The sequence below is a fragment of the Defluviicoccus vanus genome, assembly GCF_014672695.1.
Taxonomy (GTDB): domain Bacteria; phylum Pseudomonadota; class Alphaproteobacteria; order Rhodospirillales; family Defluviicoccaceae; genus Defluviicoccus; species Defluviicoccus vanus.
This window is the reverse complement of record NZ_CP053923.1, coordinates 2971447-2996501: the sequence shown is the minus strand read 5'-3', so window position 1 is coordinate 2996501 and position 25055 is coordinate 2971447. Positions and strand designations below refer to the sequence as shown.

Annotated in this window: 9 protein-coding genes and 10 pseudogenes; 10 read left to right on the top strand and 9 right to left on the bottom strand. The window is 62.8% G+C overall.

The features are described 5' to 3' along the window. Positions 1-395: 395 nt before the first annotated feature. Positions 396-1736, top strand: a complete 1341-nt coding sequence (locus HQ394_RS13470) for an IS1380 family transposase (RefSeq protein ID WP_190260656.1) — start codon at positions 396-398, stop codon at positions 1734-1736. A gap of 171 nt (positions 1737-1907) precedes the next feature. Here HQ394_RS13470 and HQ394_RS13465 read toward each other — a convergent pair whose 3' ends face one another. Then, positions 1908-2615: a Crp/Fnr family transcriptional regulator gene (locus tag HQ394_RS13465; RefSeq protein WP_223291575.1), complete on the bottom strand. Its 708-nt coding sequence runs from the start codon at positions 2613-2615 to the stop codon at positions 1908-1910. Between the two features lie 130 nt (positions 2616-2745). Here HQ394_RS13465 and HQ394_RS13460 point away from each other — a divergent pair, with 130 nt between their 5' ends. The 3 genes and pseudogenes from HQ394_RS13460 to HQ394_RS13450 form a co-directional block, all read left to right on the top strand. Beyond that, a complete protein-coding gene (locus HQ394_RS13460) occupies positions 2746-6564 on the top strand; it encodes a FecR domain-containing protein (RefSeq protein ID WP_456151435.1) in 3819 nt (1272 codons plus the stop codon). A 198-nt stretch (positions 6565-6762) separates the two neighbouring features. After that, positions 6763-7020 (top strand): hypothetical protein, encoded by a 258-nt coding sequence (locus HQ394_RS13455; protein ID WP_190260653.1) that lies wholly within the window; start codon positions 6763-6765, stop codon positions 7018-7020. A gap of 976 nt (positions 7021-7996) precedes the next feature. Beyond that, a pseudogene (locus tag HQ394_RS13450) lies at positions 7997-8698 on the top strand (DDE-type integrase/transposase/recombinase); the annotation flags it as partial. Here the strand turns inward: HQ394_RS13450 and HQ394_RS13445 are convergent. Continuing rightward, positions 8693-8932 (bottom strand): annotated as a pseudogene (locus HQ394_RS13445) (ATP-binding protein); the annotation flags it as partial. The pseudogenes HQ394_RS13450 and HQ394_RS13445 overlap by 6 nt on opposite strands. Before the next feature lie 113 nt (positions 8933-9045). Between HQ394_RS13445 and istA (HQ394_RS13440) the strand changes: the two are divergent. Continuing rightward, a pseudogene (gene istA / locus HQ394_RS13440) lies at positions 9046-10633 on the top strand (IS21 family transposase). Next, on the top strand, positions 10630-11508 hold the full coding sequence (gene istB / locus HQ394_RS13435; RefSeq protein WP_317628949.1) for an IS21-like element helper ATPase IstB: 879 nt from the start codon (positions 10630-10632) through the stop codon (positions 11506-11508). Before istA (HQ394_RS13440) ends, istB (HQ394_RS13435) begins: the two are co-directional and overlap by 4 nt. 126 nt (positions 11509-11634) lie before the next feature. Here the strand turns inward: istB (HQ394_RS13435) and HQ394_RS20045 are convergent. The 4 genes and pseudogenes from HQ394_RS20045 to HQ394_RS13410 form a co-directional block, all read right to left on the bottom strand. Further along, positions 11635-12403 (bottom strand): annotated as a pseudogene (locus HQ394_RS20045) (IS3 family transposase); the annotation flags it as partial. Between the two features lie 162 nt (positions 12404-12565). Beyond that, a pseudogene (locus tag HQ394_RS13420) lies at positions 12566-12808 on the bottom strand (transposase); the annotation flags it as partial. 18 nt (positions 12809-12826) lie between these two features. Further along, a complete protein-coding gene (locus HQ394_RS13415; protein WP_190260651.1) occupies positions 12827-13798 on the bottom strand; it encodes an IS481 family transposase in 972 nt (323 codons plus the stop codon). 177 nt (positions 13799-13975) lie between these two features. Beyond that, positions 13976-14234 (bottom strand): annotated as a pseudogene (locus HQ394_RS13410) (transposase); the annotation flags it as partial. A 293-nt stretch (positions 14235-14527) separates the two neighbouring features. Here HQ394_RS13410 and HQ394_RS13405 point away from each other — a divergent pair. Then, on the top strand, positions 14528-15355 hold the full coding sequence (locus tag HQ394_RS13405; protein WP_190260650.1) for a hypothetical protein: 828 nt from the start codon (positions 14528-14530) through the stop codon (positions 15353-15355). A gap of 43 nt (positions 15356-15398) precedes the next feature. On the opposite strand, the gene HQ394_RS13400 is transcribed toward HQ394_RS13405, so the two are convergent. Further along, positions 15399-17720 carry a CHASE2 domain-containing protein gene (locus HQ394_RS13400; RefSeq protein WP_456151434.1) on the bottom strand — a complete coding sequence of 774 codons (2322 nt, stop codon included), beginning with the start codon at positions 17718-17720 and terminating at the stop codon, positions 15399-15401. Between the two features lie 75 nt (positions 17721-17795). After that, positions 17796-18737 carry a RadC family protein gene (gene radC, locus HQ394_RS13395; protein ID WP_223291574.1) on the bottom strand — a complete coding sequence of 314 codons (942 nt, stop codon included), beginning with the start codon at positions 18735-18737 and terminating at the stop codon, positions 17796-17798. Positions 18738-19254: 517 nt separating this feature from the next. Here radC and istA (HQ394_RS13390) point away from each other — a divergent pair. From istA (HQ394_RS13390) to HQ394_RS13380, 3 pseudogenes are all read left to right on the top strand, one after another. Continuing rightward, positions 19255-20755: pseudogene (gene istA / locus HQ394_RS13390) on the top strand (IS21 family transposase). 23 nt (positions 20756-20778) lie between these two features. Further along, a pseudogene (istB, locus tag HQ394_RS13385) lies at positions 20779-21629 on the top strand (IS21-like element helper ATPase IstB). Positions 21630-21897: 268 nt separating this feature from the next. After that, a pseudogene (locus HQ394_RS13380) lies at positions 21898-23027 on the top strand (IS4 family transposase). Between the two features lie 163 nt (positions 23028-23190). Here HQ394_RS13380 and HQ394_RS13375 read toward each other — a convergent pair. Then, positions 23191-24543, bottom strand: a pseudogene (locus HQ394_RS13375) (transposase); the annotation flags it as partial. Between the last annotated feature and the right edge of the window lie 512 nt (positions 24544-25055).

Below are 25055 nucleotides of genomic sequence, written 5' to 3'. Positions count from 1 at the left end.
GGTTACCAGCCCCTCTCGGCAGAGCAGGGCGTGCAGTTGTGGATAGCCGTAGCGGCGGTTCTCCGAGGCGAGCTCGTGCAGGCGCTCGAGCACGGCAGCATCATTACGCTCGACCGGTCGGTACTTGCTGTGCCGAGCGTAATTGACCCACGATCCGGCAACTCCGCCGTTCGTTTAGGCCCGATCCATCATGAGAAATCCCACGGCCGGACGCTTCGCCATGGGCGTCACCTCTTAAGCCGATTTCCTCTGACATCGCCTTTGCGTGCAGGCAGCTCACTTTTTCCTAACCCGAAAAATGCACGTTGGCTGGCGGGTGTAGCGTAAGCCGTTGAACGGATTTAGGATATTGTTACTGAAGCCTGATCCTGCCGTTTCCGGAGGCCGCACCCGCCATGGTTGATCCGACGATACCGCTCCCCGGCCTGTCACCCGTCTCCGGCAAGACGGTGGTGGCCCGGTTTGATGGTGGCGAGCTTTCCTCGGCTGCCGGGGTGCTGGCGCTGCGCGAGATCGAGGCCCGCCTTGGCGTGGCGACGCGACTGGCCGCCTGCCTGGATGATCCACGGGCGCCGGGGCAGACCATCCATGGACTGGCCGAGATCATCCGGTTCCGGCTGCTGATGATCGCCGCCGGATACGAGGACGGCAACGATGCCACCGGCTTGCGGCTCGATCCGGTGTTCAAGATGGCGCTGGATCAGGCGCCGTCGGGCCGCGCGCTGTGTTCGCAATCGACCATCTCGCGGCTGGAGAACCTGCCGGGCAAGCGGGCGCTGCTGCGCATCGGCCGGGCCATGGTCGATCTCTATTGCGCCTCGTTCCGGCAGGTGCCGAAGCGGATCACGCTCGACATCGACGACACCTTCGACGCCGTCCACGGCGGCCAGCAGCTTCGGCTGTTCAACGCCCATTATGACGAATACGGGTTCCAGCCCATCGTGGTGTTCGACGGCGAAGGCCGCTTCGTCACCGCCGTGCTGCGCCCTGCCAAGCGGCCCAAGGGCGTGGAAATCCGCACCTTTCTGCGCCGCCTGCTCCGCGCCATCCGCGCCAACTGGCCCCAGACCTCCGTCCTGCTGCGAGCCGACAGCCATTACTGCGCGCCGGAGGTCCTGGACTGGTGCCGGGGCGAAGGCGTCGATTACATCTTCGGCGTGGCGCCGACCCCGACGCTCCGCGCCCATATCCTTGCCCTGGAAGCCCGCACCCAGAAGCGGTTCGACGATACCCCGGACGGCGGCAAGCTCCGCCGCTTCAAGGAATTCCTCGACGGCGCCGCAAGCTGGAGCCGGGTCGAGCGCATCGTCGCCTGCGTCGAGGCAGGACCAGACGGCACCGACACCCGCTTCATCGTCACCAACCTGACCGGCGGCGATGGCCGCTCCCTGTACCAGGGCATCTACTGCCAGCGGAGACAGGCCGAGAACCACATCAAGTCCTGGAAGACCCACCTGGCCGCCGACCGCACCTCTTGCCACGCGGCCACCGCCAACCAGTTCCGCCTGTTCCTCCATGCCGGGGCGTATTGGCTGCTGTGGAGCCTGCGCGGGCTGATGCCAAAGCACTCGGTCTGGCGTGTCGCCCAGTTCGACACTCTCCGACTGCGGCTGATCAAGATGGCGGCGCGGGTGATCGAGATGAAGACCATGATCAAGGTCCACTTGCCCACCGCCACCCCGTGCCAGGACATCCTGCGCCTCGCCCTCGGCCGGATCCCACGCTTGGTCACCTGACCGATGGGGCGATGTGCCCCCAAACGCCACCCACATCGTGAACCCACCAGCCCCACCCCACATACCGTCCCCATCTCCGGCTGGCGGCGGGACGCCACGCCCAAACGCAACCTAACGGAGAGTGGTTGCCCGGGTGTCAAGTGCGAGCATCAGCGCGGTGCATAATGGCGGTTAGTTTAATGCAACGGAACGCAAGCGTTCGAAATCGCGAATAATGATGCAACCGCGGGACAGCTCTACGATTCCCGTAGCTTGCCACATACGGAGTTGCTTATTCACGGACTGCCGCGTCGCACCGACGATGGAAGCCAACCGCTCCTGAGTCAGACAGCACGTGAGTGGAGTTGCAGAGGAATCGGGCCTTTGCGTCGACAGGGTGAGCAGGCGCCTCGCCATCCGCGTCGATAAGTCAAGGAAATACCCCTCATCAGCACGCTTGCTCACCGAGCGTACGCGGACGCAAATCATCCTTAAGAAGTTCAGCGATACACAGGCGTTCCGCTCGAGCATTTGGACGAAGGGCGCCCGCCGAATGATCAGGAGTTTCGAAGGAATGATGGCCACAGCGTCGGCGCTGCGAGGCTGGTCGTCAAGTAGCGCCATCTCGCCAAAAATATCCCCCGGCATTAATTCTCGCATCGGGCAGTAGCGACCGTCCGGTGAATAGCTCCCGATGCCAACGGCGCCGTCGATAACAAGATAGCAGGAGAATCCTGCTTCCCCCTTGACGAAGACATATTCGTCCGCCGCGTATCGCTTGGTCACACCGGAGACAAGGAGGTGGCTGATATCCTCGTGCGAGCAGCCACGAAAGAGGGGGTTGTTCGAGAGCAGGAGGGTGGGGTCGGCAACGTCATTTTTCGATGGTCTTGCGATCATCGGTTCATTCTCCTCGACCGCCACGGGCGAGCAGATAGCAGCTACCAAAATGGGGTAATAATCAAGACGATATTGTAAGCGTGACCAATTTCCTGGGCAATATATCCCGGAAAAAGGGCTAACGCAATTGATGGTATCCCCATTTGGGTGTAAAAAGACACCCGTGCATTCGAGTTGTGAAGTGCAGGCTGTACGCCATGGGCTGGGCGCGCGACGGACGGTCTACGAGAGGGTCATCGCCCATCAACTGGCGGGAAAATTGATGGCGCCGGGAGACCTTTCGCTTGGCAAGCCCTTTCGCCGAAAGTCGGCCGCATCTTGCGGAAGCGTCGGTGCTTCGACCCAACGGTCGCGGATAACGGTCGCAATTCCTCGTCTTAGTCATTCTCCACGTCCACGATCACATTCCCCAACCGTAAGCTCCGACGGGAGGTGCAGCATTTGGCGGGTGATCGACTCGACGGGATTTTGGTCGATGCACTTTTCACAATGGTTGCGCCCGTGCGCCGGCCTCGCGATCGTTCTATCCGTCTCGCTGGGGCACGCTTCCCCCGCCCACGGTGAGGGCGGCTGCGCGTCGCCGGTTGGTGAACTGGTCTCCGTGCAAGGTACGATCGAAGTTGCCGAAGATCTGGCAGCCGGAACGGCGCCGGCGTGGACGGCAGCGGCTCTGAATCAGGTTCTTTGTGTCGGTGTACTGGTCCGTGTCGGTGATCGCAGCCGCGCCGAGATCGCCCTCGCTAACCAGACGAAGCTACGCATTGATCAGAATACGGAGCTCCGGCTTACCAGCGTTCTGGACCAAGGGAAGTCGTTGCTTAGTTTGCTGCGGNGGGCCGCCTACTTCTTCAGCCGGCAACCGCGCCGCCTTGAGATTGATACGCCGTTCGTTACCGCGGGCATCGAAGGCACCGAGTTTCTGCTGCGGGTCGAGCCGGATCGCTCTTTGTTGGCGGTTTTCGAAGGTAAGGTGGCTTGGCGCAACGATCTCGGCCAAATCATGGTCGGCAGTGGCGAGGCGGCGGTTGCCGAACTGAATACGGTGCCGGCGCCCTATCTTCTCGTTCGGCCGCGCGACGCGGTGCAGTGGACGCTGTACTATCCGCCGATCCTGCTGCCGCTGCTGACGGTTAGCGCAGATGACACTGCGATGTCGCCTCCGCTGTGGCAAGCGCTGGGAGCTGCGCAGCGTGGCGACGTCACCACGGCACTGGCCATTCTCGACGCGGTTGCTGCTGCCGACAGGGATCCCCGATACGACCTCTATCGTGCGGCCATCCTGCTTGCGGTCGGCCGGGTGGATGAGGCCTTACCGGATATCGACGCCGCACTTGCGGGCGATCCCCACGATGGCCTTGCATACGCGCTGCGTTCCGTTATCGCGGTCGTCCAGGATGACCGGGAGGGCGCCCTCGAGGCGGCTCGCCGTGCCGTCGACTTGGCGCCGGCCAAGGCTCCTCCGTTCATCGCTCTATCTTACGCGGAGCAGGCGTCAGGACGCATTGAGGCGGCGCGGGACGCTGCGGAGCAAGCGGCGACGGCGGAGCCAGACAATGCCTTGGCCTGGGCACGGTTGTCAGAGGTTAATTTGATGCTCGGTGATCGACGTCGGGCATTGAAGGCGGCGAAGCGGGCTGTGAAGAAAACGAGTGATGTAGCCCAGGTGTGGACGGCGCGCGGATTCACGGCGCTCGTAGCGATCGAGGTGGACCAAGCGAAGGCATTCTTTGAGCGGGCGATCGCTCTCGATTCCGCCGACCCGCAGCCGCGACTGGGTCTAGGCTTGGCGATGATCCGAAGAGGCGATCTGGCCGCGGGACGCCGCCAGATCGAAATCGCCGTCGCTCTCGACCCTGGGCGATCGCTGCTGCGGAGCTACCTCGGTAAGGCGTACTTTGAAGAGAAGCGCAACTTTCTGGCCGGTGACCAATTTGGCATGGCAAAGGAGCTGGATCCCAATGATCCAACCCCATGGCTGTATGATGCGATCCGCAAGCAGACGGAAAACCGGCCCGTCGAAGCCCTGCACGATCTGCAGACGTCGATCGACCTCAACGAAGATCGGGCTGTTTACCGGTCGCAAACGCTGCTTGACCACGACCGTGCCGCCCGGGGCGCGAGCCTCGCCCGCATCNTAAACGATCTTGGTTTTCAGCAGGCGGGGTTGAACGAAGCTGCCGCCGCACTCACACTCGACCCGGGGAATAGTGCCGCCCACCGCTTTCTTGCCGATGTTTATGCGTCGCAGCCGCGGTTGGAAATTGCTCGGGCAAGCGAGCTCTTGCAGGCCCAGCTTCTGCAGGAGGTGAACATCAACCCTATCCAACCGAGCCTGCTGGAAAACGATTTCGACATCATCACCCGCGGCGGCCCGGCCCGTCCAGGGTTCAACGAATACACCGCACTGTTCGATCGCAATCAGGTGCAACTCGATGCCACCGGCGTCATTGGCAACAACCAGACCCGGGGAGGGGAAGCGATCGTTTCAGGTCTTTACGACTGGCTTTCGGTGAGCGCGGGCCAGTTCATGTCATCAACGAATGGATTCCGCAGGAACTTCGACTCCGACAGCCAAGTGACGGACATTTTCACCCAGGCGGCGGTGACGCCTGAGTTCAACGTTCAGGGCGAATTCCNNGACCGTCGGGCGACTTCTACCGGCGACCTACGCCTCCAATACGACCCCAATGATTACAGCGGGAGCTTCAAACGGGACATAGACCAGGATACGGCCCGCCTTGGTGCGCGCTATTCAATCGGGCCGTCGTCGGACGCCCTGGCCTCACTCATCTACACGCGGCGCGATGCGCGCCTCGGCGAGCCCAATGCGCAGCTAGACGCAGAAACTACGCTATCTTCTGACCAGCGCAACCGTCAGAGCGCGCTGCAAGGAGAGACCCAACACATTTATCGGAGTGACGTGTTCAACGCGGTTTCGGGTATCAGTGCCTATAAGGTTTGGCAGAGGGATAGAGACACGTTCTCCTTCACTTTCCCTGCAGCTGAACTGGAGAACGACGCGGGGACGGATACGCCTACCGCCGATGCGGGCGCGGCTAGCTTTGAAACGGTGACGGATCGAAGCAACGACGCGTATTCGATCGATCAGCGTACAGCATACTCGTACGGTTATCTACGCTATCCAAAGGATCTCAGTTGGACTCTTGGGACGAGTATCTCACAGTTCAAGGAACTCGAAACGAATTATTGGAGCGCTAATCCGAAATTTGGTCTTGAGTGGACTCCGTGGTCGGTTGCGCGCCTGCGCTTCGCCGCCTTCAGAACCGTCAAGCCGACGCTCGTCGTCAGTCAGACACTTGAGCCAACCCAGATCGCAGGGTTTAATCAGTTCTTCGACGACATTAACGGAACGCAAGCGACGACGGTCGGTGCCGGCTTCGACATCCGACTTTCGCGATCCGTATACCTCGGTGCCGACGTTGTCGGTCGTAGCCTGAATATCCCGATAAGTGACGTCGACGAATGGATCGGTGCCAACGAAGCTCGCTACCGCGGCTATCTCTATTGGACGCCGAGCCTGCGGTGGGCGCTAAGTACGGAAGTCAGTTTCGATCAGTTTAGGGCAAACGAGGCTCCGTTTCCGGATCGCGTCTCCACCCTAGCCGCGCCGGTAGCGTTGACCTATTTCGATCCCTCCGGCGTTTTTGCCGGCGTCGCAACAACGTTTGTCGATCAGGCGGTTCAAGGGCGTGACGCGCTGGGAAATGATCTCGACAAACTTGATAATCGCTTTTTCCTACTCAATACGCAAGTCGGTTACCGACTGCCACGACGATTGGGAATGTTGAGCTTCCAATGCAACAATTTACTTAATCAACACTTTAATTATTATGACGAGTCCTATCGCCAGTCAGGAAGTCAGAACCCCCGGGTGTCACCCTACCTTCCCGAGCGAACCTTTTTTGCGACACTGACACTGCAGTACTGACAGTCGCTAGGTAGCGCGTCGGGGTCCGTGCCGCCGGCCGGCTAAAGCGGATGCTTCGCCTCTAACGGGGTATCGCGAGCTACCTGCAAGTAAAAATACTGGAAAATTGTGGCCACCCTCACATATAATCTACCCCATGTGAGGTACTTTTGCGCAGGCGGAAGCTAATTCTGCAACCCTTCACAGGAGAACATGTAGATGAGGTATTATTTCCACCTTCGGGTTGCCGCGATTGCTCTTGCCATTGCTGGTTTCGGGGCTGTTTCGCCGATGCCCACTGCCGCCGCGCCGATATCGGCTGTTGTGCTGCGTGCGGCGGTGCCGGCGTCCCAGCCGACATCCTTCCTCGGCACCGCCCCATCGAAGCAATTTATGATCATCTCGGTGGCGAGGCGGGCGGCGGTGGCTACCCCGAGCGGCTCGGTTAAGTCGGTGGCCGTGGCGAAGAAGAAGTAGGCTTTCCGCTAATGGCGACGTTGCCCGGATCGCCGCGAATATTGACTATGTTCCTTTACGTCGCTTGAACCGGACGGCAGCCTGCGGGGCTTGGTAACAACACCACGTCGCGCGCAGGTTCACCGGTCACGCACTGAAGATCGATCGCCAGCGGGCATCGTATCATTCCCTCTCCCTCCTGATCTTCCCCGGGAACGTGGACACCGGGTTATGCGGCTTGAAGCTGTGCCGGTTCGGGAGTGCGGTATCCGAGGGCGGAGTGGAGCCGCTGACGGTTGTGCAACACGGTTTGAGAACGCCCACGGGACCGTTTTTCGCGAGCTGATTTATCGGTGGCATCCGTGGTTCGGAACGCGGGTAGCGATCCATGACGCGATCGAGAAGGTGGGCGGCGGACCGCTGGCTGGAGGTTCCGGCCTGGATGTTCGAGCGGGCAGCTTGCCCGGATGCGCCGCGCCTGGCCACGGCACCCTTTGTCAGCGTGAATGCGCTGTCGGCCCTGACTGATCTTCTCCAGCAGGCATTGACGGCATCGTCGGCATTATCGGATGCGCCGCTTTGGGGCGCATCCAGGTCCTCTGAGCAGCGACAACCATCTTGTCCGGCGCCGACACAGCCAAGTTGGCCGCCGTCTCCAGCCGGAGGGCGGGCGTAGCCCGGCCGTAGGGTGGAGACGGCGGCGCGCTCGTCTTCCTCGGGGATGGGTGCGCTGCGGGCCGGTATGAGCGGGAACTCTGTAGCGAAACGGAGGTCCCGACGTGCCGGGCAGACCCGTCACCGACCAGCAAGCGAGAGTCTATATGCAAGACCGCCATGTGGGGTTTGGTGACATCCTTTCACTTTTCGGGCTTCGGTCGTATGCTGTTTCCAGATTATCAATCGCTTATTGGTTGATGATGCGGTTGCGGCTGTGGAGCTGTGGGCGGTAACTGCCGTCCATCAGATCCACAGCCATCCGGACGTTGCCGGAGAGCTCATGGACGCAAAAACTCGTCTCGGCTGGGTTCAGCTTTACGAGCAACTTGGCGACGCCGGCGTGGTTTGCCGCCGTTGTGGCATTTCGCGGCCGACGCTGCGGAAGTGGTGGCGCCGGTACCAGGCCGATGGCGTCGCTGGACTGAAGGACGACAGCCGGCGTCCACACCACTTGGCGAAGCAGAAGGTGTTCGCCGAACAGGAAGCGCTTGTTCTCGAACTCAGGCGTTCCCGCCACCTCGGCATCAAGCAGTTGCGCAGCGAGCTGTTGCGGCAGCACGGGCTTGGCCTGTCGCTCGACACGCTGCATCGCATCCTGGTCCGCCACGGCGAGCAGCATCTGAAACGACCAAAGCTGACCCGTAAGGGCAAGAAGCGATATAGCCGGCCAGTACCCGGCGACCGGGTGCAGATTGATGTCTGCAAGATCGTCCCCGCCGTCTATCAGTACCCGGCGATCGACGACTGTTCACGCTACCGCGTTCTCGGCGTCTATTCCCGCCGCACCGCCGCCAACACCCTGGACTTCCTGGACCGACTGATCGAGGAGATGCCGTTTCCGATCCAGCGCATCCAGAGCGACCGCGGCTTGGAATTCTTTGCCGAAAACGTGCAACGGCGGCTCATGGAGTGGGCCATCAAGTTCCGCCCGATCAAGCCGCGGTCGCCGCATCTGAACGGCAAGGTCGAGCGATCGCAGCGGGCCGGTGAGCCGTTCCGATCCCAGCACCGAGGTCCAGTCCTCGAACGGCAGATTGGAGGTGACGAGGGTCGAGCCGCGCTCGTAGCGCTGGGAGAACACCTCGAACAGAAGTTCCGCCCCGGTCGGCGACAGCGGCACGTAACCGAGTTCGTCGACGATGAGCAACATCGCCGACTGGAGATCGCGTTGCAGCTTCAGCAAGCGGCGCTCGTCACGCGCCTCCATCAACTGGTGCATGTGTATGGCGGTGACAAATTAGGCCACGTAGCGGCGGTGATTGGTGCGGCCGCGCCGGAGTAAAATCCGGCCAGTGGTTAGGCTGTCTCCTTTTTTTGGGGCGGCCGGGGATGTTTGCCGTGGAAGTCTACGCCGCCGTTCGGCATTTCGTTTTCATCGAGGGCAACAGCCGGCGTGAGGCGGCCCGGGTGTTCGGGCTGAGCCGTGAGACGGTTTCGAAGATGTGCCGGTTCTCGTTGCCGCCCGGCTACACGCGAACGAAGCCGGTGAAGAAGCCGAAGCTCGGGCTGAGCCGTGAGACGGTTTCGAAGATGTGCCGGTTCTCGTTGCCGCCCGGCTACACGCGAACGAAGCCGGTGAAGAAGCCGAAGCTCGGGGTGCTGCTGCCGGTGATCGACGCCATCCTCGAGGCCGACAGGACGGCGCCTTCGAAGCAGCGGCATTCGGCCAAGCGGATCTTCGAGCGACTGCGCGACGAGCACGGTTATGCCGGCGGTCTGACGGTGGTGAGGGACTACGTCCGGGTTGCTCGGGGAGATTGCGGGAGACCTTCGTGCCGTTGGCTCATCCGTCCGGTCATGCGCAGGTCGACTTTGGCGAGGCGATCGGCGTGATCGGCGGCGTCCGGCAGAAGATCCACTTCTTCTGCATGGACCTGCCGCAATCGGATACTGCTTTCGTGAAGGCCTATCCGGCGGAGACGACGGAAGCCTTCCTCGACGGGCATGTGTCGGCATTCGCATTCTTCGGCGGCGTGCCGTTGTCGGTGCTTTACGACAACACGACGCTCGCGGTGGCGAAGATCTGCGGCGACGGCAGGCGGGAGCGCACCCGGGCCTTTACGGAACTGCAGAGCCATTACCTGTTCCAGGATCGCTTCGGCCGTCCCGGCAAGGGCAACGACAAGGGCAAGGTCGAGGGGCTGGTGAAGTATGCTCGATCGAACTTCCTGACGCCGATCCCCCAGGCGGCAAGCTTCGACGATCTCAATGCCATGCTGGAAGATCGCTGCCGGCAGCGACGAGGCGAACGCGCCGGTCGCCACGGCGAAACCATCGGCGAGCGTCTCGTCGCCGACCTCGAAGCCTTCCGGGATTTGCCGGCGGTGCCATTGGAGCCGAGCGAGAAGCGGGCGGCCCGTGTCTCATCGACCGCCCTGGTCCGCTACCGCGGCAACGACTACTCGGTACCGACGGCATACGGCTTCCGGGATGTTGTGGTGAAGGGCTTCGTCGACGAGGTGGTGATCCTTTGTGCCGGCGAGGCGATCGCCCGGCATCGTCGCTGCTATGGCACGGGCACCTTCGTATTCGAGCCGCGCACTATCTGGCGCTGATCGAGACGAAGCCGAATGCCCTCGACCAGGCGGCGGCGCTGAAAGACTGGGATCTGCCGGAGGCGTTCCAGCACCTGCGCCATCTCCTCGAGGCGCGCATGGGCAACCGCGGCAGGCGGGAGTTCATCCAGGTGCTGCGGCTGATGGAGGCGATCCCGATGGAGATGGTGGCGAGCGCGGTCAGCGAAGCGATCCGGCTCGGCGTCATCGGCTTTGATGCGGTCAAGCAGATTGCTCTGGCGCGCGTCGAGCGGCGGCCGGCCCGGCTCGACCTGACGGCCTATCCACATCTGCCGAAAATGGACGTCAGGATGACGGCGGCGGCTGACTACGCCGTTCTCGTTCCCGGGACAACGGCATGACCGGCAAGGCGGGCGCTGATGCGATGCCGGCGGGAACGACAAGCGGCACACCGCAGGTTCTGCTGGCGCATCACCTCAAGCAGTTGAAGCTGCCGACCGTTCTGCGGGAATACGACAAGATCGCCCGCGAATGCGCACGCGACGGCGTCGATCATCCCCGCTATCTGCTGCGCCTGGTGGAACTCGCACTGATCGACCGAGAACGCCGAATGGTCGAGCGGCGGATCAAGGCAGCACGCTTCCCGGCGGTCAAAAGCCTCGACACCTTCGACTTCACCGCGATTCCCAGCCTCAACAAGATGCTGCTGCTCGAGCTGGCCCGCTGCGAGTTCATCCTGCGCCGGGAGAACGTCATCGCGCTCGGCAACAGTGGCACCGGCAAGACCCATGTCGGGCTCGCCCTCGCTCTTGCCGCCTGCCAGAAGGGGTTCACCGTCGCCTTCACCACCGCAGCCGCCCTCGTGCACCAGTTGATGGAGGCGCGTGACGAGCGCCGCTTGCTGAAGCTGCAACGCGATCTCCAGTCGGTGATGTTGCTCATCGTCGACGAACTCGGTTACCTGCCGCTGTCGCCGACCGGGGCGGAACTTCTGTTCGAGGTGTTCTCCCAGCGCTACGAGCGCGGCTCGACCCTCGTCACCTCCAATCTGCCGTTCGAGGACTGGACCTCGGTGCTGGGATCGGAACGGCTCACCGGCGCGCTGCTCGACCGCCTGACCCACCACGTCCATATCCTCACCATGAACGGCGACAGCTACCGGTTGAAGCAATCCGCCGGACGTCGTCGTCCCCCCACCGCAGCCGATCGGGCGGAGCAAAACCAGACCACCGCCGAGACCGTCGATCCCGAGACCGGCGAAACCAGCAAGCCCTGATCCCCGAGGCAAAGCCGACGCACGGCAAGGGCCCGATCGGGCCCCTTGCCGTGATTGCACCGCTCTCGCCCAAATGGCCTGCTTTTACTCCGCTACAGTGGCCCAGAATTGCTCCGCCGTTGACACGAGGACGACGCAGAGATACAGCCAGCCCTCGTCGGTGGGGAGTGGAGGTGATGTCGGCCAGCCAGATCTGGTTCGGCCGGGTAGCCAGGAAGGTCTGAGCGAGCAGATTTTCGGCAATCGCAGGTCGTGTTTGCTGTCGGTGGTGACGACGCGAAAGCGGCGGTGCGTCGCCGCACGGATGCCGTGCCGGCGCATCAGCCGCTCGACGCGGCCGCGGCTGACCGAGCGACCCTCGGCCTGCACGGCGGCGTGGATACGCGGCGCGCCGTAGCGGCCGCGGTGCTGCTCGTGAATGCGCCGGACGTCGGCCAGCAGAGCGCGGTTCGCCGCAACCCTGGCACTTTCCGGTCGACCTCGCCAAGCGTAGTAGCCGCTGGCCGAAACCTGCAGTGCGTCGCAAAGCACACGCACCGGCCAGGTGTCGCGCTGATCCTCGATGCATCGGAACCTCATTTCGGCGGTTCCGAGAAGATGGCCACAGTTTTTTTAGAATATCTCGTTCCATGCGCAACCGTTCGACCTCCCGTCGAAGGCGTGCGATCTCGGCCGACTGGTCACCGGGACTGCCAGCCTGCGGAGGCGTCGCTTGCGTGTCGGGGCGCGACGACACCCCCGCAGGCACCCCGACCGCCGTGGGCCATCGCCGCAACATCGACGGCTGAATGTCCAACTCCTCGGCGATCTGCATCAAAGGCCGGCCGCTCGACACCAACAGAGCAATCGCCTCCTGCTTGAACTCGTCCGTGAAACTCCGACGCGGTTTCGTCATCAAACACCTTCCTGCCCCTCACGGAGCCTAGCAAAGGTGTCCACCAATTCGGGGGAGGTTCAAGGAGAGAGCGGTTGTGGTCAGCGGGCCATAATGGGGTGCTGTCTGGAATGTGGTTGGAATTGCCGTGATGGGCATCTCCGACGGGTTGAGGTTAACGGCTCAGGCGGCGAGGTCAATGACCGCGTCGGTTGGTTTGGTGGCCAGTGTCTGCCAGCCGTCGACCTTGCGCATGGTGATCTGTCCGGAGGCGAGCAGTGCCCAGAACAGCATCGCCGCGGTCTCCGGCGACGGCAGGACGGTCTGGGTCTTGATACGGCGTTTGAACTCCTCGTGCAGCCGTTCGACGGCGTTGGTGGTGCGCGCCGAGCGCCACTGGCCGGGCGGCAGGCGGGTGAAGGTGAACTGTAGGGTCTGCACACATCATTTCACCCGCGCGAGGGTTGAGTCGATGGTGTAGTCTGCGAGGCGGATGCGTTCCTTGGCGGGGTCGTAAGCGGCTTCGACGGCCTCGGCCNNGACGGGATTTTCGCCAGCAGCTCGCGCANNGAGCCGGTCGATCGGCGCTTTGCCGCCGAGCCCGCTATGTGGTCGCTCCCAGTTCCAGAAGTGCTGCCATTCGGCGAGACGCGCCCCTNNAACGTCCGGCGAGCGAGGATCGACCGTAGGCCAGAACTCCTCCAGGTCGGCCCGCTGCGATCGCTCGACCTTGCCGTTCAGATGCGGCGACCGCGGCTTGATCGGGCGGAACTTGATGGCCCACTCCATGAGCCGCCGTTGCACGTTTTCGGCAAAGAATTCCAAGCCGCGGTCGCTCTGGATGCGCTGGATCGGAAACGGCATCTCCTCGATCAGTCGGTCCAGGAAGTCCAGGGTGTTGGCGGCGGTGCGGCGGGAATAGACGCCGAGAACGCGGTAGCGTGAACAGTCGTCGATCGCCGGGTACTGATAGACGGCGGGGACGATCTTGCAGACATCAATCTGCACCCGGTCGCCGGGTACTGGCCGGCTATATCGCTTCTTGCCCTTACGGGTCAGCTTTGGTCGTTTCAGATGCTGCTCGCCGTGGCGGACCAGGATGCGATGCAGCGTGTCGAGCGACAGGCCAAGCCCGTGCTGCCGCAACAGCTCGCTGCGCAACTGCTTGATGCCGAGGTGGCGGGAACGCCTGAGTTCGAGAACAAGCGCTTCCTGTTCGGCGAACACCTTCTGCTTCGCCAAGTGGTGTGGACGCCGGCTGTCGTCCTTCAGTCCAGCGACGCCATCGGCCTGGTACCGGCGCCACCACTTCCGCAGCGTCGGCCGCGAAATGCCACAACGGCGGCAAACCACGCCGGCGTCGCCAAGTTGCTCGTAANNAAGCTGAACCCAGCCGAGACGAGTTTTTGCGTCCATGAGCTCTCCGGCAACGTCCGGATGGCTGTGGATCTGATGGACGGCAGTTACCGCCCACAGCTCCACAGCCGCAACCGCATCATCAACCAATAAGCGATTGATAATCTGGAAACAGCATACGACCGAAGCCCGAAAAGTGAAAGGATGTCACCAAACCCCACACATCATCGCCCGCACGATGCGGGCCATCTTGTTGGCCACCGCGACCGCCGCGAGCTTGCGCGGCCGCCTCACCAGCAAAGCGATCAGCCATGCCGAGGCCTCTCCCGGCTTGGCCCGTCTGAGCACCGCGGTCGCTCCCAGCGCCAGCAACTAGCAACTGGCGAAACCGCTCGTCACCGGCGCGGCTGATCCCGCCAAGCCGCGTCTTGCCGCCGGTGGAACGTTTGCGCGGGGTCAGCCCCAGCCGGGAGGCGAAATGCCGCCCTGACTTGAACTGCCTGGAATCGACCGCAGCAATGGGCGTGCGGCGCGCTGTCGCCTGTGTCGTGGGCGACAGCGCTCGTCGTCCTGCATGCCGACGAACTCAAAAACGCTCGATCGCCCCTTCGCGGAACAGCACCTCGGTCGTGCGGCTATGACCCAGATTCCGCTCTAGTCTCGCGGCGACCAACGGAGCGAAGCCTCCGACTCCCCATAGAAAAACCGCAACCCGCGCAACAGAAGATTAACCTCAATGGGGTAGATTGAGACTCTACAGTATAGGGCCCAATGGCCGGAGTGAATGCAATGACCCGCTGCGGAGCCATTCTGATCGTCATCGCGGTAACGCTAACTACCTTCTTGCCATCCGCGAGAGCCGGAGAGCAAGTCTATCCGCCAGCAATCGCCGGGGGAAAGGACCAGACACCAAGCAAAGATGCCGGCCTGCAAGCGGTAGCGGTGCCGATGCAGCCGGCGGCAACAGCGGCGGATGTAAACGGTGACGGATCTGCACCCGACGTTGAAGCATGGCGACGCGCTCGGCAGGACGAGGCGAGTGGCGTCCTTCCCGGCGAACTCTTGGGCGAAATCAGCGTCGTCTCCCTATTTCAGTCCTTCAGCAACACTATGGACGCTCCTGTCGGCGAAGGGAATTTCACCTACTCTGTCGACGTTGGATTGGCGGGGGCCCGACCCTACCTGCGGGTCCGCGGGGCGAATGGCCGAGTCAAGGACGGCGGCGCAGCCACCACCGAGTTCGATCTTGAAGGCGGCCTCACCGGGACACTTGCCGCCCTCGGCTGGACTATCGGCGGTCGTCACCTCACTTGCTTGGTCGCTGGCGAATCGAGTGCAAGCTATCAGTACTGGGAAATCCCGCTGGAGCTGAGCATTCCGCTAAGCGAACACTTCAGCCTGCTCGGCCAGTACGCCTACTCGCCCAATTTCATCGCCAACTCTGGGCGAGCTCACTATGCCCTCGTCGGCGCTCGCTGGGAGCAGTCGGTGCATTCCGCAACGTTCAGCGTCGAAGGAACCACGGGACATCAGTGGATCGCCGACAATGCGACGTACGGGGCGGCCGATTATCAGGATTGGCGTACCGTTGCCTCGTTAACGGTGGCCTTCAACTGACGTCGAAGGGCGTCACGTGGTCCAAGCTCGATCCCGCGCATACTTACTTCTTGTCCAAAAGGATGACCGGGTCGGTGTCCCGGCTCGCGGTATCACCGCCCCATTGGCCCCGGCACCGATCGAGATAGAACCGCGCCGGACCGTCGTCCGGAAAGCCCTGCAGCACGTCGGTGAAGAGCGCCGCGGCCTGCCGCCTATGTCCAGCGCGGAACGCATCGAGCGCCGCGGTAAACCGCTGGCAGAGCAACAGCTGTTCGTCACCAGCATGTCTTGCATCGGCGATGATCTCGACGATCCCGAGGGCAGCCTTCTTGCCCTTGAGGCGGAATTGGCCGAGTGGGCGGGTGAGCAGTCCCTCGACGTCGGCGACGACTTCTTCGCTGGCGAGCAAACGGGTGCCGACATACTTGTTCAAGCCCTCGACGCGCGACGCGGTGTTGACGATGTCGCCCAGGATGCGGAACGAAAACTGCCCGCCGGCACCGACATTGCCCAGGAAGACAAGCCCCGCATGCAGGCCAAGGCGGACGCCGAGACGCACCGACCGTTTCGTGTTGAAGGCGGCGACTGCGTCGATCACGTCGAGGGCGGCTTGACAAGCCCGCGCCCGGACCACGACATCGATGTCGCTCGACATCCAGGCACACATGACGCTATCGGCATGGAATTCCTTAAAATCGACGTCATGGCGAGCGAGCGGCTCGTCAATCGCGGCAAGATAATCGTTAAGGAACGTCGCCATCTCCTCCGGCGGCAACGCCTCCGACAGAGAGGTAAAGTTTTCGGCATCGAGTGCGAGGCAGACGGCGTAGGTGGTTTCACGGACCGCGAGGGGATTAACCGCATGATCGGCCATCTCGTGCACCACCTCCTTCGGCACGTAGTAGCCGACCACGTGCTGCATTGCCTCCCGCCGCCGACGTGCACGCAGGTACTGTGCCAGCACCCCGAACACGACCACGAGCGGTAACTCGATTACGAGCGGCACAGCGAGCGGCAACCAAAGATTGTGATGGGCGAAGATGAGACAGGCCAGGACTAAGTAGGAGAGCCCGAAAGCGACGGTCGCGGGAACGCCGACGGCAACCGGCATACAGCAAATGAGGACGGCCCCGATGATGGCAAGGCCGAGTATCACCGCAACCGCTACTATAAGGTCGGGACGCTTTAGTGTCTGGTCAGCACGCAGATTTGCAAACGCGGTCGCCGCGATTTCAACGCCCGACATCTCGACACCGTTCCTGCCGGCGAAGACGGTGTCGAACGTGTCGACTTTACTCGGCCCCTGAAGCTCGTCATAACCGACAAAGACATACTTTCCAGCCAAGCTAATCAACGCCTCGCGATCTTCGGTTATCAGCCGATGGTAGGAAATTGTCCGGATCGTCCCCGCTGGCCCGTAGAAGTTGAGATAGCGCGCGTCGGGACCGGCGAACAGGTGAAGAAGCGCTTGAAGGTTGGGCTTTTCGGATCCGTTCCGCAGCATGGAATCGACGCTCGATCCTTGCAACTGGATGCGGAGCGCTTGCGCGCGCGCCACCGCTGGCGACGGCAAGCTTTCCACGACCGGCGTGTGGCTGGTCTCCGGGAGATCGCGCGGCCTGTCAGTCTCAAGGTTTGGCAAGGCTTCGACCACGTTCCCCGCAGCCAGTTGCACCGCAAAAACTGGCAGCGTCGGNGATTCCCCGTACCGATCGAGGAAGGTCCAAAACCGGTCGACGCGGCTGGGCCATCTTGGGAGCGGAAACGGCGCCGTTCCGAGAGCCGCCTCGGCAAACATCGGTAATGGCAAGCGCCGCTCTTCGAGTGAAAGGCCGCTTTGCGCGTCTCCTGTCGCTACGACCTTTTGGCGGTGCTCCAGCTGTTCGAGCAGGAGGACACGACGTGAACGGGACATTGCATCGGCGAAAGCAAGGCGGTCTTCCGCATCGTCTCGCCGCCCTGCAAAGTTGACATCGAACGCGATGAGTTGGGCTCCGCTGGCGGTAAGCGTGTCGATGAGGCGGGCATGCAACGCCCGGGGCCATTCCGTGGGGTTTGTCGGCAGGTCGAGCGCGTCGGCCGACTCCTTGTCCATGGCGACGATCACCACGTCCGACGGTGGCGTCAGCGCTCCGCGCAGGCGAAACAGCCACGCCAGATCGAGGCGTTGCTGCCAAGCGAGCCCGAACGGTATCGTAGCCAGGATAATCGCCAAGGCACCGATCGCTAGTCCAATGCCCGCTCCCCAGACGGCGTACGGCCGATGGCCCAGACGATTGGCCGTCAGTTTGCTCAGAGCCGCCTTCGGAGGACTAAGGAGTGACAAAGCAGTCGCGATCTGAGGGGGACCCCAGTTGAGGCCAGATAGCGCCGCATTACGCACCTGGCGCAGTCATTATAACCCCAATGGGCCAGATAGAAGAAGGCGCTATCGATGGCCAGTGAAACCGGGCGCCGCCTAAGCAGCCTCCATCAGCGTAGGCTGGTGGTCGGCAAGATTGGTCCGCCGGTGGGAGGGCGCGCCGTCAAGCAACCCCATCTGACGAAAGCTGGTATGGCCGCGCCGAGAGATGACGATGTGGTCATGCAGGGCAATGCCGAGGCTTTCCACGATTTCGCGAACCGTGCGGGTCATCTCGACGTCGGCTTTCGATGGCGCAGGGTGATTGCTCGGGTGATTATGCGCCATGATGATGGCCGAGGCATCGAGGTCCAGCGCCCGCTTGACAACCTCGCGCGGGTAAACCGGCGTGTGGTCAATCGTTCCGCGATGTTGCACTTCGTCCGCAATCAGCACGTTGCGGCGGTCGAGAAAGAGGACGCGAAACTGCTCGATCGTCTCATGAGCCATCGCTGTCCGCAGGTAGGCGATCAATTTGTCCCAGCTATCGACGACCGGGCGGTCGCTGCACTCTTCGCGAGCCAGCCGTGTCCCAGCGGCGCGAACCAACCGGAGAAAGTCGATCGTGCCCGGGTCGATGTCCGCCGCGCTGCGAATTTGTTCGGTCCGCGCGCTGATGACGCTGCCGAACGTCTCGAAGCGAGAAATCAGCTGTGTAGCCATCCGGCGCGACGTGGCAGGGGATCCGCCGTGCGTTAGCAGGAGAGCCAGAAGATCTTCATCGGACAGCGCTTTTTCGCTTGCTGCGAGGGCTTGCGAGCACAACACCTTCCAACGCAAATCGACGTCTTCGCCGCTCACGGACGGTGCGACTTCGGTGACGCGACCTTTTTCGCCACGCTGCGTGGCCGCGTCGACCCCACCATGACCGACCCATCCCATCGCTTCCGCAAGACCAGCGCTCGTACTCGAGGCGCCGTCAAAATTGCAATCAGAATTGTTTCCAGCAATGGAAATGTCCTGCGTCACCGAAATACTGTAAGTTGATGTCGCGGTCATGGTGGCTCACTCTTAAAGAGATTAATGCCTCTTCAATCCACGCTTCGCTTTGTCTATTTTGTCTTGGTGAGTTAATTTTTCACCAAAATCGGCGATAGCGCGCTTTTGTTTCCTGTGCCGTGGAATTTATTTTTCCTCGTCACAGAAGGCATATTACCGCTGAAGAAACCGCAAAATTTGTCGGGTAGTTCACAGAAGCGCCGGACGGGGTGAAGCCAAAGAGAATTCGGAGATCAAACCACGTACGTTCCGCTGCGCCGGCAGCGACGGCCGCCGATGGTGGTAACTTACCGATTTGCCAGGTTGCTATAGTGCTGACGCGGGCCGCATAGGTTAGGTGCGCACCTTAGATAGGGCAGATCTGCGCAACACGGCATAGTTGCCGGGTCGCGGCTCAGGAATCCCTGTGTATGGCGGTGACAAATTAGGCCACGTAGCGGCGGCGATTGGTGCGGCCGCGCCGGAGTAAAATCTGGCCAGTGGTTAGGCTGTCTCTTTTTTGTGGGGGCGGCCGGGGATGTTTGCCGTGGAAGTCTACGCCGCCGTTCGGCATTTCGTTTTCATCGAGGGCAACAGCCGGCGTGAGGCGGCCCGGGTGTTCGGGCTGAGCCGTGAGACGGTTTCGAAGATGTGCCGGTTCTCGTTGCCGCCCGGCTACACGCGAACGAAGCCGGTGAAGAAGCCGAAGCTCGGGGTGCTGCTGCCGGTGATCGACGCCATCCTCGAGGCCGACAGGACGGCGCCTTCGAAGCAGCGGCATTCGGCCAAGCGGATCTTCGAGCGACTGCGCGACGAGCACGGTTATGCCGGCGGTCTGACGGTGGTGAGGGACTACGTCCGGGTTGCTCGGGGGAGATTGCGGGAGACCTTCGTGCCGCTGGCTCATCCGTCCGGTCATGCGCAGGTCGACTTTGGCGAGGCGATCGGCGTGATCGGCGGCGTCCGGCAGAAGATCCACTTCTTCTGCATGGACCTGCCGCAATCGGATACTCCTTTCGTGAAGGCCTATCCGGCGGAGACGACGGAAGCCCTTCCTCGACGGGCATGTGTCGGCATTCGCATTCTTCGGCGGCGTGCCGTTGTCGGTGCTTTACGACAACACGACGCTCGCGGTGGCGAAGATCTGCGGCGACGGCAGGCGGGAGCGCACCCGGGCCTTTACGGAACTGCAGAGCCATTACCTGTTCCAGGATCGCTTCGGCCGTCCCGGCAAGGGCAACGACAAGGGCAAGGTCGAGGGGCTGGTGAAGTATGCTCGATCGAACTTCCTGACGCCGATCCCCCAGGCGGCAAGCTTCGACGATCTCAATGCCATGCTGGAAGAGCGCTGCCGGCAGCGACGAGGCGAACGCGCCGGTCGCCACGGCGAAACCATCGGCGAGCGTCTCGTCGCCGACCTCGAAGCCTTCCGGGATTTGCCGGCGGTGCCATTGGAGCCGAGCGAGAAGCGGGCGGCCCGTGTCTCATCGACCGCCCTGGTCCGCTACCGCGGCAACGACTACTCGGTACCGACGGCATACGGCTTCCGGGATGTTGTGGTGAAGGGCTTCGTCGACGAGGTGGTGATCCTTTGTGCCGGCGAGGCGATCGCCCGGCATCGTCGCTGCTATGGCACGGGCACCTTCGTATTCGAGCCGCTGCACTATCTGGCGCTGATCGAGACGAAGCCGAATGCCCTCGACCAGGCGGCGGCGCTGAAAGACTGGGATCTGCCGGAGGCGTTCCAGCACCTGCGCCATCTCCTCGAGGCGCACATGGGCAACCGCGGCAGGCGGGAGTTCATCCAGGTGCTGCGGCTGATGGAGGCGATCCCGATGGAGATGGTGGCGAGCGCGGTCAGCGAAGCGATCCGGCTCGGCGTCATCGGCTTTGATGCGGTCAAGCAGATTGCTCTGGCGCGCGTCGAGCGGCGGCCGGCCCGGCTCGACCTGACGGCCTATCCACATCTGCCGAAAATGGACGTCAGGATGACGGCGGCGGCTGACTACGCCGTTCTCGTTCCCGGGACAACGGCATGACCGGCAAGGCGGGCGCTGATGCGATGCCGGCGGGAACGACAAGCGGCACACCGCAGGTTCTGCTGGCGCATCACCTCAAGCAGTTGAAGCTGCCGACCGTTCTGCGGGAATACGACAAGATCGCCCGCGAATGCGCACGCGACGGCGTCGATCATCCCCGCTATCTGCTGCGCCTGGTGGAACTCGAACTGATCGACCGAGAACGCCGAATGGTCGAGCGGCGGATCAAGGCAGCACGCTTCCCGGCGGTCAAAAGCCTCGACACCTTCGACTTCACCGCGATTCCCAGCCTCAACAAGATGCTGGTGCTCGAGCTGGCCCGCTGCGAGTTCATCCTGCGCCGGGAGAACGTCATCGCGCTCGGCAACAGTGGCACCGGCAAGACCCATGTCGGGCTCGCCCTCGCTCTTGCCGCCTGCCAGAAGGGGTTCACCGTCGCCTTCACCACCGCAGCCGCCCTCGTGCACCAGTTGATGGAGGCGCGTGACGAGCGCCGCTTGCTGAAGCTGCAACGCGATCTCCAGTCGGTGATGTTGCTCATCGTCGACGAACTCGGTTACCTGCCGCTGTCGCCGACCGGGGCGGAACTTCTGTTCGAGGTGTTCTCCCAGCGCTACGAGCGCGGCTCGACCCTCGTCACCTCCAATCTGCCGTTCGAGGACTGGACCTCGGTGCTGGGATCGGAACGGCTCACCGGCGCGCTGCTCGACCGCCTGACCCACCACGTCCATATCCTCACCATGAACGGCGACAGCTACCGGTTGAAGCAATCCGCCGGACGTCGTCGTCCCCCACCGCAGCCGATCGGGCGGAGCAAAACCAGACCACCGCCGAGACCGTCGATCCCGAGACCGGCGAAACCAGCAAGCCCTGATCCCCGAGGCAAAGCCGACGCACGGCAAGGGGCCCGATCGGGCCCCTTGCCGTGATTGCACCGCTCTCGCCCAAATGGCCTGCTTTGACTCCGCTACAGTGGCCCAGAATTGCTCCGCCGTTGACAAATCCCCTCATTTTGAGTTTTGATACGGATCAATGGGTTGCTACGGATGAGCTTTGCGGCGGCGGTCGGTTATGCAGGGTGAGAGGAAGGTTTCGAGGGTTGGGGTGGGGAAGTGAACGGGGTAGCGCGTCCTGAGTTTCGTTTGACCGACGTTCGTCGGTTTCTTGATGGGGTTTTCGCGGGGCATGTTCACGCCAAACGGATCGCGTCGCTGGCCAACGGCACGCTGGGGGTGATGACCGGTGCGTCGCTGGCGGTTTCGATGATCGGCCATGCGTTGGCGCAGGCGCGGGGATTGCTGACCAAGCATGCGGTCAAACAGGTCGACAGGCTGCTGAGCAACGCCGGCGTCTCCGTCTGGGAGATGTTCGGGCAATGGGTTCCGGAGGCGGTTGGCGGCCGCAAGGAAATCGTCGTCGCCATGGACTGGACCGATTTCGACGCCGACGGGCAGGCGACGCTGGCGCTCAATCTGGTGACCGGGCACGGCCGGGCGACGCCGCTGTTGTGGCTGACGATGCTGAAGGCGGAACTGGCGGGCCAGCGCAACGCCATCGAGGATGCGTGTCTCGGCCGCCTTGCCGGGGTGTTGCCGGCGGGGACGACGGCGACGATCCTCGCCGACCGCGGCTTCGGCGACCGCAAACTGTTCGATTATCTGACGAAATTGGGCTTCGCCTATGTCATCCGGTTCCGCGGCGACATCCGCGTCGACGCCGCCGACGGAGAAAGCCGGGCGGCGGCCGAGTGGGTCGGCAAGGGCGGCCGGGCGCGCCATCTGCGCGGCGCCTCGGTCACTGCCGCCGCGCAACCGGTCGGCGCCGTCGTCTGTGTCCACGCCAAGGCGATGAAGGAGCCCTGGTGTTTGGCGACGAGCAAGGCAGACGCATCGGCCCGCGAAATCGTCAACCTCTACGCCAGACGCTGGACCATCGAGCCCAGCTTCCGCGACACCAAGATCTGCGCTTCGGCATGGGGCTCGGCGCCGTGCGCATCGGCGATCCGCAGCGCCGCGACCGCCTGCTCCTGCTCAACGCCTTCGCCGTGCTGTTCCTCACCCTGCTCGGCGAGGCCGGCGAAGCGCTCGGCATGGACCGCCACCTCAAGGTCAACACCGCCAAACGCCGAACCCATTCCCTGTTCCGCCAGGGCTGCATGCTCTACGACCTCATCCCGGCCATGCCCGAACCCCGCCTCCGGCCGTTGATCGAAAGGTTCCTCGAAATGCTAAAAAACAAACCAATCACCGCCCAACTGACGAACATAGCTTAAATGAGGGGATTGATGAGGCTAGCAGCCTGTCGGACTTGCGTCTCGGGCGTCGCCGGACCTGCGTAGGGATCGGTGCGTCGGCGCCTCTGTCAGCGCCATTTTGGGCGGTGCGGTCGCGCTGGCGCGCCTGCGGAACTGGCCGCGCAGGCTGGACGGCGCGGCTGAGGGCGAACATCCGCTTCAGGTTCCATGCCATGGTCACAAGCCTCCACTCGCCACGGGCGGCATTGAGCCCGCGCAGCAGGAACTGCCGGAACCCCAGCACGGACTTGATGATGCCAAACACTGGCTCGGGCGTCTGCTTGCGCAGGGCGTAGAGCGCGCGGCCCTGCGGTGTGCGCAGCCGATACGCCATCGCCTGAACCGGGGTGGGGTCTTCGGGCGCCGGTGGCGCCGCAGCGAAGCGCTCTTGCAGGCTGAGATGATGCGCCTCGCGACCAAGTGCGATCAGCGGTTCGATCCCGCCGGCCACACAGGCCTGCACATTCGCCTCGCTGAAGTAGCCATTGTCCGCCNNAACAGCATGTCCGGCCTGCCGAGCACGTCCGGCAGAGTGCCGATCNTTGTCCAGCATGGGTGTAAGCTGCTGCTTGTCGTTGGGCGCCTGCACCACGTCGGCGACCACCACCAGCAGACTGCCCGCCGCCACCGCCGCCTGCGCATTGTAGCACTGCTCAAAACCGCCGCCCGCCACCGCCATGATGCGGCTTTCCTCGTCGGTCAGATTGATCTGATCCGTGGGCAGCGGNCGTCGCCACCGGCGGCTTCGGCTCACGGCCCGTGGGCTTCTTGCCGGTGGCCGCTGCCTTGGCGTCCCGTGCTGCGAGTTTCGCCTGATGGTCTGCCTGCTCCCGTTCGAAGCGTTCCTTCGCGCGGGCCTCGATCTTCGCCCGGGCCTCGGCGAGCCTGGACAACCGTTCCTCACGTCGCGCCAGTTCGTCGGGGATCGACATGCCGTCNNAGCGATGTCCACCTGGTCCGCCGCTTCTGCCTTGGCCATGAGATCGGCCACTTCGGCCTGCAGTTGGGCCTCCAGCTTGCCCGCATGGTCATAGGACAGCGCGCTGTGCCGGCTGGCATTGGCGTGGACCTTGGTCCCGTCGAGCCCGACCGTTCCCAGCTTCAGCACGCCCATCTCGCGCGCGAGCACCAGCACCTGGACGAACAGCTTCTCGATCTGCGGCAGAAAGCGTCGGCGGAACGCGGCGATGGTGTCATGGTCCGGATGATCGTTCGCCGCGATGAAGCGGAACGCCACGCTGTCATAGGTCGCCCGCTCCAGCTTGCGGCTGGAGAACACCCCGGTGGCGTAGCCGTAGATCAGAATGCCCAGCAGAAGGCTGGGGTGGTAGGACGCTTCCCCAGAGCCACGGTAGCTGCCGGTCATCGGCCGCAGATCCAGCCCCGCGATCACCTCCACCACGAACCGCGCCAAGTGCCGCTGCGGAAGCCACTCGTCCACCGACGGCGGCATCAGAAATCCGCTGTCGCGGTCGATCGGGCGGAAGTTGCTCATGCCGAAGAGGTCCGGGCCGGGGGCGTGAATCCATGCCCGGATTCTATAACCCACAGCTCCGCCTCGCGTTAAGTCCGACAGGCTGCTAGCGGGCGGTCTTTGTTGCCGTCCTGCACGGGCTGTTCATTTCCGGCTCCGACCAAGCCTGCGAGAGGTGGATGGCCGATTACGCGATTCCCGGCGCCGTCGGCCTGCAGCTGCACCATGGCTGGGCGAGGAGATGGGGCCGATCGCCGACGGGGCGTTGGTACCCCGCTGCGTCAAGGACGTCATCGAAAAGCAGTTGTTCGAGCAGCGGCGGCATCTGTTCAGCGAGCTCTTTTCGCGGATAAAAATATAAAGATTCTCCGCAACATGCTCTCTAGAAAATCAATCAGAATCAGATAGAAGAGCGCAAATGTTCTACTACACCCAGCGCCACCCAAAACGTTGATCTAATAATATCAACGACTTACACACCAATGTTCCCACTGCGTTCCGCTCTCACTGTTCAAGTTGGGCTCTACTGAGCT

Excerpts from the sequence above, each read along its gene's own strand:
- radC (WP_223291574.1), bottom strand. The coding sequence starts at position 18,737 with ATGACCGCGACATCAACTTACAGTATTTCGGTGACGCAGGACATTTCC.
- HQ394_RS13470 (WP_190260656.1), top strand. The coding sequence starts at position 396 with ATGGTTGATCCGACGATACCGCTCCCCGGCCTGTCACCCGTCTCCGGC.
- HQ394_RS13465 (WP_223291575.1), bottom strand. The coding sequence starts at position 2,615 with ATGATCGCAAGACCATCGAAAAATGACGTTGCCGACCCCACCCTCCTG.
- istB (WP_317628949.1), top strand. The coding sequence starts at position 10,630 with ATGACCGGCAAGGCGGGCGCTGATGCGATGCCGGCGGGAACGACAAGC.
- HQ394_RS13405 (WP_190260650.1), top strand. The coding sequence starts at position 14,528 with ATGACCCGCTGCGGAGCCATTCTGATCGTCATCGCGGTAACGCTAACT.
- HQ394_RS13455 (WP_190260653.1), top strand. The coding sequence starts at position 6,763 with ATGAGGTATTATTTCCACCTTCGGGTTGCCGCGATTGCTCTTGCCATT.